The following is a 10953-nucleotide window of genomic DNA, read 5'->3' as shown; positions in this document are numbered from 1 at the left end:
GCGCCGCGGGCCGGGTGCAGGTCGTGGACCTGGCGCTGGCGGCCGAGCTGGCCGCGCAGGGCCGGGCCCCCACAGCGACCCGCCTGGAGGACCTGGACGTGCGACGGGTCTGGCCGGTGCCGGACGCTCCGGCGCACAAGTACACGCGCGGTGTCGTGGGGGTGGTGGCGGGGTCGGTGCCGTACCCGGGGGCGGCGGTGCTGACGGTGGCGGGTGCGACGGCCACGGGGTGCGGGATGGTGCGGTACGTCGGCCCGGCGCACGTGCGTGAGCAGGTGGTGGCCGCGCACCCGGAGGTCGTCGCGGGTGGCTCGACGCAGGTGCGGGTCCAGGCGTGGGTCGTCGGCCCGGGCGTCCAGGACGAGGACCAGTCGGCCCGTGTGCGCGAGGTCCTGCAGGCCGCGGCCGCGCAGGACGTCCCCGTGGTGGTCGACGCCGGTGCCCTGGACGACGTCCCGGACCGGGTGCCCGCCACGGTGGTCCTGACCCCGCACGCCGGGGAGCTCGCACGGTTCCTCAGCGCGCGCGGCGTGCCGGTCGAGCGCTCCCAGGTCGAGGCCGAACCGGTGCGGTGGGCGCGTGAGGCGCACGTCCGGTCCGGTGCGACCGTCCTGCTGAAGGGCGCGGTGACGCTCGTCGTGGGTGCCGGGGACGAGTCGTGCGCACCGGTCCTGGCGCAGGGCCCGGCGCCGGCGTGGTTGGCGACCGCGGGCGCCGGTGACGTGCTCGCCGGTGTCCTCGGTGCCCTTCTCGCCGGTGTCGGCGCACGCTCCGACCAGCCGTGGTCACCAGGAGTGATCATGCGCGCGGTCGCCGCGGGCGTGCACGTCCACGGTCTGGCCGCCGCGCACGCCAACCCTGGCGGGCCCGTGACCTCGCCGGCCGTCGCCCACGCCCTGCCGGGGGTGGTCGCCCGGTTGCTCCGGCCCACCGGCCCTCGTGGCCGTGAGAGCTGAGACCGGGGCTCCGTGATGCTCACCGAGGACCTGCTGCGTCGTGCGCTGGGGTGGACGTCCGCCCCGGCGCCGGCCCGCGTGGTCCTGGGTCTGGCCGGTCCACCGGGTGCGGGCAAGTCCACGCTCGCCGCCCGACTGGTGGAGGCCGCAGCGGGGCGGGCGGTCCTGGTTCCCATGGACGGGTTCCACCTGGCGCAGGTCGAGCTCGAGCGGTTGGGGCGTACGCACCGCAAGGGCGCACCCGACACGTTCGACGCGGCAGGGTACGTGGCGCTGCTGCGGCGTCTGCGCGCACCCGGCCCCGACGTCGTGTACGCACCGGAGTTCGACCGTGCGCTGGAGGAACCGGTCGCCGGCGCGATCCCCGTGGGGCCCGACGTCCCGCTCGTGGTCACCGAGGGCAACTACCTGCTGCTGGACGACGGCCCGTGGGCCCAGGTGCGACCGCTGCTGGACGAGTGCTGGTACGTGGACCTGGACGACGTCGTGCGCCTGGACCGCCTGACGGCCCGCCACGTCGCGTTCGGCAAGAGCCCGCAGGCCGCACGCCGGTGGGCCACCGGCCCCGACGAGGCCAACGCCCGGCTGGTCGCGGACACCCGGGCCCGGGCCGACGTCGTGGTCACGAACAGCGCGTAGCGGTTCACCGACGGGCAGCTGACCTGGGTGAACGTTCGTCGAACGGCCTGACAACCCTCGTCGGGGGACCTGTCGGGGCCTGCGTCGGCGTGGCTAGGTTCGCAACCGTCCGGACCGGGTGCACCTGCCCGGCCGGCCGTGGCAGAGCCCCCCGGCTGCCCTCGACCGCACGGAGACCTCATGGCTGCCGTCCTGGCACCACCCGACTCGCAGAGCCGCACCGCGACCGGAACCCCACCCGCCGACGGGACCGACCGGCGTAGGCGGACGGGCCTGAGCGCACGCCGCCGACGTGCGCTGCTGTGGTTCGTCGTGCTCGCCGGCCCCAACATCGGGCTGCTGGTGGTGTTCGTGTACCGCCCGCTCGTGGAGAGCTTCTACCTGTCCACCATGCAGTGGAACCTGGGGTCACCGGTGGCCCGGTTCGTCGGCCTGGGCAACTACGTGGAGTGGTTCACCAGCCCGGCGACAGCCCAGGTGGTCACCACCACCCTGGTCTTCACGGTCGCCACCGTCGGGGGCGCGCTCGTGCTGGGGCTGGGGCTGGCGCTCCTGCTGGACCGGAGGCTGCCCGGCCGGGACCTGGCCCGCACGGTGGCGTTCGCCCCGTACGTCCTGTCCGGCTACGCCGTCGGCATCCTCTGGTTGTTCATCTTCGACCCCCGGTACGGCCTGATGTCCACGGTGCTGGCCTGGTTCGGGGCGTCCTCGCCCCAGTGGTACACGGCCGAGCCGTGGCCCCTGGTGATGATCATCATCGTGTACCTGTGGAAGAACCTGGGGTACGTGGCCCTGATCTACCTGGCGGGCCTGCAGTCCGTTCCGCAGGACCTGCGTGACGCCGCGGCCCTGGACGGGGCGGGCCCGGCCCGGACGCTGCGCTCGATCGTCCTCCCGTTGCTCACCCCGACGACGTTCTTCCTGCTCATCACGATGATGCTGGCGTCGCTGCAGTCCTTCGACATCATCCGGTCGATGACCCAGGGCGGGCCCGTGGGCAGCACCACCACCCTGATGTACCAGATCTACCAGGAGGGGTTCGTCAACGGTCGCGCCGGGTACGCCTCGGCGGGGGCGACCGTCCTGTTCCTGGTGCTCCTGGCCGTCACCGCCCTGCAGCTGCGCTACGTCGAGCGGAAGGTCCACTACTCATGACCCTCACCGCACCCCGCCCCACGTCGACGACCGCGCCCCCGACCGGCCCGGGGGACCTGCCCCCGACCGGGCCGGGGGCAGGTCCCCCGGCGGTCGAGCGCCGTCGCCGACCTGGACGCCGCGGGCGGGGCCCGTCCGTGCTGGACGCCGGTGGCTGGTTGACCATGGTCCTGGCCACCGTGGTGCTCGGCGCCCCGCTGCTGTGGATGGTGCTCGCGAGCCTCAAGCGCCCCGACGAGCTCTACCGGGTCCCGTTGCAGTGGCTCCCGCAGTCGGTCGACCTCACCAGCTACGCCAACGCCGCCCAGGCCATCCCGCTGGGCCAGCTGTTCCTCAACAGCGTGGGCCTGACGGTGGTGGGTGCCACGCTGAAGGTCGCCCTGGGGCTGTGCTGCGCGTACGCGCTGGTGTTCCTCGACGTGCCGTTCCGGCGGACGATGTTCCTGCTGGTCGTCGCGGCGCTGATGATCCCCCCGCAGATCACGATCATCCCCAACTACACGTTGGTCGCGTCCCTGGGGTGGCTCAACACCTACCAGGGGATCCTCGTCCCCGGTCTGGCGAGCGCGTTCGGGACGTTCCTGTTCCGGCAGCACTTCCTGACCCTGCCCCGCTCGGTCCTCGAGGCCGCCGAGATGGACGGCGCCGGCCACTGGCGCCGGCTGTGGCGGTTCGTGGTGCCGATGTCCGGTCCCACGATCGCCGCGGTCGGGCTGGTCGCCGTGGTCAACGAGTGGAACGACTACCTGTGGCCGTTCCTCGTGGTCGACGACCCGAGCCGCATGACCCTGCCGGTGGGGCTGACCCTGCTGCAGAACGTCGACGGGACCAACGACTGGGGGATGCTCCTGGCCGCCACCACCCTGGTGACGCTGCCGATCCTCCTGGTCTTCCTCGTCCTGCAGCGCCGGCTCGTCGCTGGCCTCACCACCGGAGCGGTCACCGGCTGACGCCCACCTGCCGTCCACCTTCCACCCACCCCACCTACGGACCCCCAGGCCGTCGGCCTGGTCCCGCGCGCCCGCGTCCTGCGGCGTGCCCGTCGTCCCACCCTGAGGAGACACCCGTGCACCACCACCCGACCCGCCGCCCGTCGACGGTCGTCCTCGGCGCCCTCGCGGCCGTCGGTGCCCTGACCCTGACCGCGTGCGCAGGGCCGAGCGTCGCCACCGACGTCTCGTCCGGCACGCGCGCCACCACCGAGGTCGACTGGTCCGAGGTGGAGCCCGCCTCGCAGATCACCTGGTGGTCCAACCACCCCGGGGGCTCCCAGGCGGTGGAGAAGGAGCTCGTCGCCCGGTTCGAGGAGGCCCACCCGGAGATCTCGGTGAACCTGGTCACCGCGGGCGCCAGCTACGACGAGATCGCCCAGCGCTTCCAGGCCGCCTCCCAGACCGACCAGCTCCCGGACGTGGTGATCTCCTCGGACGTGTGGTGGTTCCGGTACCACCTGAACGACCAGATCATGCCGCTGGACGACGTCTTCGCCCACCTGGACGTCGACGTCGAGGACTACGTCCCGGCGTTCTACGGCGACTACGAGTACGAGGGGCTGCACTGGGCGGCGCCGTACGCGCGCTCGACGCCGCTGTTCTACTACAACACCGAGATGTGGGAGGCCGCGGGCCTGCCCGCCCGCGGGCCCGAGACCTGGGCCGAGCTCGCCGAGTGGCAGGACGCCCTGGCCGAGCAGGTGCCCACGGACTCCGCGCCCCTGGGGCTGTCGGTGGGCCCGTCGTGGTCGGCGTGGTGGTTCAAGAACATCCTGTGGGGCCACGGTGGTCAGTACTCCGACCAGTGGGAGACCACCCTGGACGCGCCGGAGGCGGTCGCGGCCGGGGAGTTCGTGCGCGACATGTTCCACGGATCCGGTCTGGCGACCGTGTCCGAGGACGCCACCGTGGACTTCGCCTCCGGGATCGTCGCGTCGACCATCGGGTCGACCGGGTCGCTCAAGGGCATCCTGGACGCCGCGGACTTCGAGGTCGGCACCGCGTACCTGCCGGACGGTCCCGCCGGGGGCGGGACCCCGACCGGTGGCACCGGTCTGGCGATCCCGTCCTCCCGCACCCCTGAGCAGCAGCTCGCGGCCGCGATCTTCCTGAAGTTCCTCACCGACACCGAGCAGACGGCCCACTTCTCCCAGAACACCGGCTACATGCCGGTGCGGACCTCGGCCATCGAGTCCCCCGAGATGCAGGCCGTCTACGCCGAGGCCCCCCAGTTCCGCACAGCCGTCGACCAGCTCAACGACAAGGCCCGCTCCCAGGACTGGATCCGGGTGTTCGTCCCCGGCGCCGACCAGCTGCTCTCGGACGGCATCGAGCAGATCGTCCTGCGGGGCACCGACCCCCAGGAGGCGTGGGGGTCGATCATCCCGCGCCTGGAGACCGCCTACCAGGAGAACGTGGAGCCCTACCTGTGAGCCAGGTCATCGCCCACCGCGGCAACTCCTCGGTCGCACCCCAGAACACCCTCGCGGCACTGGAGGCGGCCTGGCGGGCGGGTGCGCACGCGGTCGAGATCGACGTCCAGCTCACCGGCGACGGCCAGGTCGTCGTCCTCCACGACGAGACCCTGGACGCGACCACGGACGGAACGGGCGAGGTCGCGTCCACGGACTTGCGGGCGATCCGCGCCCTGGACGCCGGGGGGTGGTTCTCCCCGGCGTACAGCGGGCAACGCGTCCCCACGTTCGGTGAGGTCGTCCAGCTCCTCGAGACCCGACCCGGCACCGACCTTCTGCTGGAGGTCAAGGGGTCGTGGTCGGTGGACCAGGTCCGCCTCGTCACCGACCCTGTCCTGGAGGCAGGGCTGGAGGCCCGGGTCGTCGTCCAGAGCTTCTGGCCCGAGACCGTCGCCGCGTTGCGCGAGGCGGCGCCCGGGCTGCGCCGGGCCCTGCTGGTGGTCCACGCCCCACCGGACCTGCTGCAGGTGTGCGCCGAGCTGGGCGTGGTCGCCTGCAACCCGCACGGGTTGGTGCTCGCCCAGCACCCCGACCTGGTGGACCGCCTGCACCGGGCGGGCCTGCAGGTGATGGTCTGGACGCTGAACGATCCCGAGGACTGGGCCACGGCGCTGGCCATGGGGGTCGACGCGGTCATCACCGACCGTCCCGACCGCATGGTCGGGTGGCTCGCGGCCCGCGCCACGGACGCCCCCCGGGTGGCCTGAGTCCCGCGTCCCGGCCGACGGGCACCCGACCGTCGGCCGGGACGCGGGGTGTCGTGCTGGTCACACACGATCGCCTCGAGATGAGCGATTTACCTCCTGAAGATAATCTTGAGGCACCTTGTTGGTGGGACTGAGGAGGTGCGGGAGATGAGCGAGCGCAGGGTCGTGCCGGATCTGGTGCGCGTCGCCTCCCGCCCACCACGCCGACGACCATGAGCCCTGCGCTCGTCCTCGCCGGTGTGGTCCTGTCCCTGGCCGGCGGGGCGGTCGTCTTCGTCGCACGCAGCGCACGTCACCGGTTCGCCGGCCTCGTGGTCATGGCTGCAGCGGGCCTGGGCGTCCTGGTCACCGTGGCCCCCGTCGACGCCACCGCGCCGATCGCAGCGGTGGTCGGTCTGCCCGTCGTCGTGCTGCTGCTGGTGGTGGTCCGGCACCTGGAACGTGCCGGTCGCCGGGCGTCCGGGGCGGACCTCGACCTCGACGGCGACCCGGGCCGATGAGCCTGGTCCTGTGGCTCCTCGTCGTCCCGGCGGCAGGAGCGGCGCTCACCGCTACCCTCCCGGCCCGCCACCGGCTCCTGGTGGCCGGACTCACCGCCTCCACGACGCTGGTCCTGGGTGCGTTCACGGCCGGGCACGTCCTGCTGGACGGGACACCCGTCCAGGTCAGGGTGGCACCGGGCGGCTCCGGGGCGACCCTGGTCGCCGACGGGGTCGGGGTCGGGCTCGTCCTGGTCACCGCGACCGTGGCGGTCGCAGCCACCGTGCTGGTCGGGTCACGTGGGTCGACCGACGGTGCCGACCGCACGACCGGCGCCACGACCGCCCCTGTGCCCGGCCGTGCGCACTGGCCCCTGAGCCTGACGCTGCTGACCGGGCTCAACGGGGTGTTCCTCGCCGGGGACCTCCTCACGGCGTGGCTGATGCTCGAGGTCGTCGCCGTCGCCGCCGCGTCCCTCGTGGCCCTCGGGGGTGGGCGAGCCCGGCTCGCCGCCGCCACCCGGTACCTGTACGCCGAGGTCGTCGCCTCCACCACGTTCCTCCTGGGCGTGGCGCTGGTGTGGCGGGCTGCGGGCACGGTCATCCTGGCCGACCTCGGCGGCGGCACCCTCACCGACGTCGAGGGACGTGCCGGGCTGGCGCTGATGACCGCGGGGCTGCTGCTCAAGGTGCCCGCCTTCCCGATGCACTTCTGGATGCCGGCCGCGCACTCCCTGGCCCCCGGCGCCGTCAGCCCGTGGCTGTCCGCGCTGGTCGTCAAGACGGCGGCGGTCGTCCTGCTCCGGGTGTGGGCCGTGGGCCCCGCCGCCCCGCAGGCGGTCGCCGCCGAGCAGCTCATCGGTGTGGTCGGCGCAGCGGCCGTCCTGGGTGGTGGCGTCGCCGCGTTGCGCGCCCGTGAGGTCAAGCGCCTCGTCGCGTGGTCCACGATCGCCCAGGTGGGCCTCATCCTGCTCGCCGTGCCGCTGGTGGGAGCCGGCGCGACGGAGGGGTGGGTCGCGGGCTCCACCCAGGCGATCGCGCACGCCCTGCCGAAGGCCGCGTTGCTGATGGCCGTCCCCCTCGTCCTGGCCTCCACCGGGGGCACCACCACACGGGACCTGGTCGGGGCGTCCACCCGCCGCCCGGTCGCGGTGCTGGCGATCGGGGTGAGTGCGGTCAGCCTGGTCGGCCTGCCACCCACGGCCGGGTTCGTCGCCAAGTGGTACCTGCTCGTGGGTGCACTGGACGCGGGCCAGTGGTGGTGGGCCGTCGTCCTCGTCGCCGGCGGCGTCCTGACGGCCGCGTACCTGGGGCGGGTCCTGCAGCGGTGCCTGCAGCACCCCCCGACCACCCCGTCGGGCGCCACCCAGACGCGGGCCACCCGCACCGTCGCCGACGTCGTCGTCCTCACGCTCGCCCTCGGCTCGGTCGCCCTCGGCCTGCACCCCGAGCCCCTCGTCGCCCTCCTGCAGGTGGGGGCACCGGCTGCGGGAGGTGCCTGGCATGGCTGACGCCTCCTCGCTCCTGCCCCTGCTCCTGGTCCTCACCGCGCTGGTCCCCACCGTGGTGATCTTCCTGCTGCCGGAGCCGCGGGAAGGTGCGCGCCGGCTCGTCAACATGACCGGGGCGGTCGTGAAGGTCGTCCTGGTGGTCGTGCTCCTCGTCGGGGTCGCCCGTGGTGCGGACCACGAGTGGCGGCACGCCCTGCTGCCTGGAATCGACCTCGTCCTGCGCGTGGACCCGATCCCGCTGCTGTTCGTCGCCCTCTCGTCGGTCCTGTGGCTGACGACCACCGTGTACGCCATCGGGTACCTCGAGGCGGGGGAACGCCGCTCACGGTTCTTCGGGTTCTTCAGCCTCTGCGTGACCGCGACCATCGGGATCGCGCTCGCGGGGAACCTCGTGACGTTCCTGCTGTTCTACGAGCTCCTCACGATCGCGACGTACCCCCTGGTCGCGCACCAGGGCACGGGGCGGGCGCTGCGGGGCGCGCGGGCGTACCTGGCCTACAGCGTGGTCGGTGGTGCGGTGCTGCTCGTCGGCGTCGCCCTGCTGCACGTCCTGGCCGGGCCCGTGGAGTTCCTCGACTACGCCCCGCTCACGGGGCTGGCGCACACGCACCCGTACCTGCTGACAGCCGTCTTCGTCCTGCTCGTGGGTGGTCTGGCGGTCAAGACCGCGATCGTGCCCCTGCACGGCTGGTTGCCACGGGCCATGGTCGCGCCCGCACCGGTCAGTGCCCTGCTGCACGCCGTGGCGGTCGTCAAGGCGGGCGCCTACGGGATCGTGCGGGTCGTCCACGACCTGTACGGGGTCGCGCTGGTGCAACGCCTGGACCTGCTCACCCCGCTCGCCGTGGTGGCCGCGGTGACGATCCTGTACGGCTCGGTGCGCGCACTCAGCCAGGACGACCTCAAGCGACGCCTGGCGTTCTCCACCGTGAGCCAGGTCTCCTACGTGGTGCTCGGGGTGACGCTCGTGAGCGTCGCCGGGTTGGCTGGTGGTCTGGTGCACCTGGTCCACCAGGGCATCCAGAAGGTCACCCTGTTCTACTGCGCAGGGCTGCTGGCGAAGTCCGCCGGGGTCACCAAGGTCAGTCAGATGTCCGGGGTCGGACGGCGCATGCCCTGGACCATGGCGGCCTTCACCGTCGCCGCCCTCGGCATGATCGGCGTCCCGCCCACGGCGGGCTTCGTCACCAAGTGGTACATCGGCACCGGCAGCCTGGAGGCCGGTCAGGGATGGGTGGTGCTGGTGCTGCTCGCCAGCGGCGCCCTGAACGCCGCGTACTTCCTTCCGGTCCTGGCCCGGGCGTGGTTCCGGTCGCCCGAGCGCGACGGTGACGCACCGGCGCCGACGGGCCTGGAGCGTGACCCGTGGCTGCTGCTGCCGACGGTCGCCACCGGGGCGTCGGTCCTGCTCGTCGGGGTCCTGGCGGGGTCCCCGTTCAGCCCCCTGGGGTGGGCGACCTCGATCAGCGAGGGGGTGCTGCAGCCGTGAACGCGATCCTCTGGCTGGCGCCCGTGCTCACGCCGGTGCTGGTGGCCGTGGTCCTCCACCTGCGCCCCGGCCACCACGCGTCGTGGCTGCTCGCCCTGGCCCCGGCGCCGGCCGGCGTCCTGGCGGTCGTCGGCGGGGTGCTGCCGGCGCCGGACCTGTCGTGGCTGCTGCTCGGTGCCGAGCTGGCCCTCGACGACGTCACGCGGCTGCTCCTGCTGCTCACCGCCGTGGTCTGGTCGGTGGCGGGTGCCTGCTCCCGGGGCGGCCCGGAGCGCCGACGCGGGTACACCCTGCTGTGGCTCCTGGCGCTGACGGGCAACGTGGGCCTGCTGGTGGCCGGCGACGTCCTGACGTTCTACACCTCGTTCGCGGTCATGACCTTCGCGGCGTACGGGTTGGTCGTGCACACGCGCACACCCGCCGCGCGTCGCGCGGGGCGGGTGTACATGGTGCTGGCCCTGGTGGGTGAGACCGCACTGCTGGCCGGGTTGATGCTGGCGGTCACCGAGGCCGGGGCCGTCCGGACGGTCGACGTGGCGGCCGCGGTGGCGGCGTCCCCCCGCCAGGACCTGCTCGTGCTGCTGCTCCTGCTCGGACTGGGGATCAAGGCCGGGGTGTTCGGCCTGCACGTCTGGTTGCCGCTCGCGCACCCGGCCGCACCGTTCCCTGCGAGCGCGGCCCTGAGCGGTTCCATGATCAAGGCCGGCCTGGCGGGGTGGGTGCACCTGCTGCCCGTCGGTCAGGTCGCGCTCACGGGCTGGTCCGACGTCGTCGTGGCGCTCGGTGTCGTGACCGCCTTCGCGGGTGTCCTCCTCGGGCTCGCCCAGCGCGACCCGAAGGTGGTGCTGGCCTACTCGAGCGTCAGCCAGATGGGTTTTGTCACCGTCCTGGTCGGTGTGGCGCTGCGGGACGTGCAGGTGGCGCCCCTCGCGGTGGCGGGGGCCGCCGTGTACGCGTTGCACCACGGCCTGGCCAAGGCGGCGCTGTTCCTCGGTACCGGGCTGGTGCGGCGCGTCCCGGTGGGGACGGGGCGGACGGTGCTGCTCGTGGGCAGCGCCTTCGCGGCGGCGTCGCTGGCCGGTGCGCCGGCCACGAGCGGCGCGGCCGCCAAGTCCTGGTTGAAGGGTGCGCTGGACCTGGTCGCGCGCGGGGACGGCATCGGCCTGGCGATGGCGTTCGCCGCGACCGGCACGACCGTCCTCATGGTGCGGTTCATGGCGCTGCTCGTGGCCGTACCCGCCGCCGACGGCCCCAGGGCTGCCGGACGGGGTGTGCTGGTGCCGTGGACGGCGCTGCTGGGGGCGGTCGCGACGGTGACGGCCGTGCTGCCGGCACGACTGCTGGTCACCCTCGAGGTGCCCGCGGCCCAGCTCGTCCGGGACTCGGTGTGGCCGGTCGCCCTCGGGCTGGCTCTGGCCGGGGTGGCGTGGCTGGTCGACCGTCGCCACCCGGTCGCGGTGCCGCCACTGCCCGCCGGTGACCTGGTGGTCGTGGGTGAGGGTGCCGTGACGGCCACCGGTCGTGCCCTGGGCGGGGCGCGGGCCCGTGCC

General features: G+C 73.5%; 10 protein-coding genes. All 10 read left to right on the top strand.

The window, feature by feature from the left end; translation table 11 throughout:
- Positions 1–956, top strand: a 956-nt coding sequence (locus N869_RS09390) for an ADP-dependent NAD(P)H-hydrate dehydratase (protein ID WP_035060668.1), incomplete at its 5' end; no start/stop codon positions are given.
- 15 nt (positions 957–971) lie between these two features.
- Positions 972–1595, top strand: coding sequence for a nucleoside/nucleotide kinase family protein (locus N869_RS09385; protein ID WP_035060666.1), 624 nt, complete (start codon positions 972–974; stop codon positions 1593–1595).
- Positions 1596–1775: 180 nt separating this feature from the next.
- On the top strand, positions 1776–2750 hold the full coding sequence (locus N869_RS09380) for a carbohydrate ABC transporter permease (RefSeq protein ID WP_035060661.1): 975 nt from the start codon (positions 1776–1778) through the stop codon (positions 2748–2750).
- Positions 2747–3700, top strand: a complete 954-nt coding sequence (locus N869_RS09375; RefSeq protein ID WP_035060658.1) for a carbohydrate ABC transporter permease — start codon at positions 2747–2749, stop codon at positions 3698–3700. Before N869_RS09380 ends, N869_RS09375 begins: the two co-directional genes overlap by 4 nt.
- A gap of 116 nt (positions 3701–3816) precedes the next feature.
- Complete coding sequence (locus N869_RS09370; protein WP_035060656.1) at positions 3817–5175, top strand: ABC transporter substrate-binding protein; 1359 nt, start codon at positions 3817–3819, stop codon at positions 5173–5175.
- The gene (locus N869_RS09365) at positions 5172–5924 is read left to right on the top strand and encodes a glycerophosphodiester phosphodiesterase (RefSeq protein WP_035060653.1); all 753 of its coding nucleotides are present in this window, start codon (positions 5172–5174) and stop codon (positions 5922–5924) included. Before N869_RS09370 ends, N869_RS09365 begins: the two co-directional genes overlap by 4 nt.
- A gap of 212 nt (positions 5925–6136) precedes the next feature.
- Entirely contained in the window at positions 6137–6424 is a 288-nt protein-coding gene (locus N869_RS09360) for a hypothetical protein (protein WP_035060650.1), read from the top strand.
- Entirely contained in the window at positions 6421–7914 is a 1494-nt protein-coding gene (locus N869_RS09355) for a complex I subunit 5 family protein (RefSeq protein WP_052105305.1), read from the top strand. Before N869_RS09360 ends, N869_RS09355 begins: the two co-directional genes overlap by 4 nt.
- Positions 7907–9403 carry a complex I subunit 5 family protein gene (locus N869_RS09350; RefSeq protein ID WP_052105304.1) on the top strand — a complete coding sequence of 499 codons (1497 nt, stop codon included), beginning with the start codon at positions 7907–7909 and terminating at the stop codon, positions 9401–9403. Before N869_RS09355 ends, N869_RS09350 begins: the two co-directional genes overlap by 8 nt.
- Positions 9400–10953, top strand: a 1554-nt coding sequence (locus N869_RS09345) for a complex I subunit 5 family protein (RefSeq protein WP_035060646.1), incomplete at its 3' end; no start/stop codon positions are given. The genes N869_RS09350 and N869_RS09345, both read left to right, overlap by 4 nt.

The organism is Cellulomonas bogoriensis 69B4 = DSM 16987 (assembly GCF_000767165.1).
Taxonomy (GTDB): Bacteria; Actinomycetota; Actinomycetes; order Actinomycetales; family Cellulomonadaceae; genus Actinotalea; species Actinotalea bogoriensis.
Note: the sequence above shows the minus strand (reverse complement) of the source record. Positions and strands in the feature narration are given on the sequence as shown.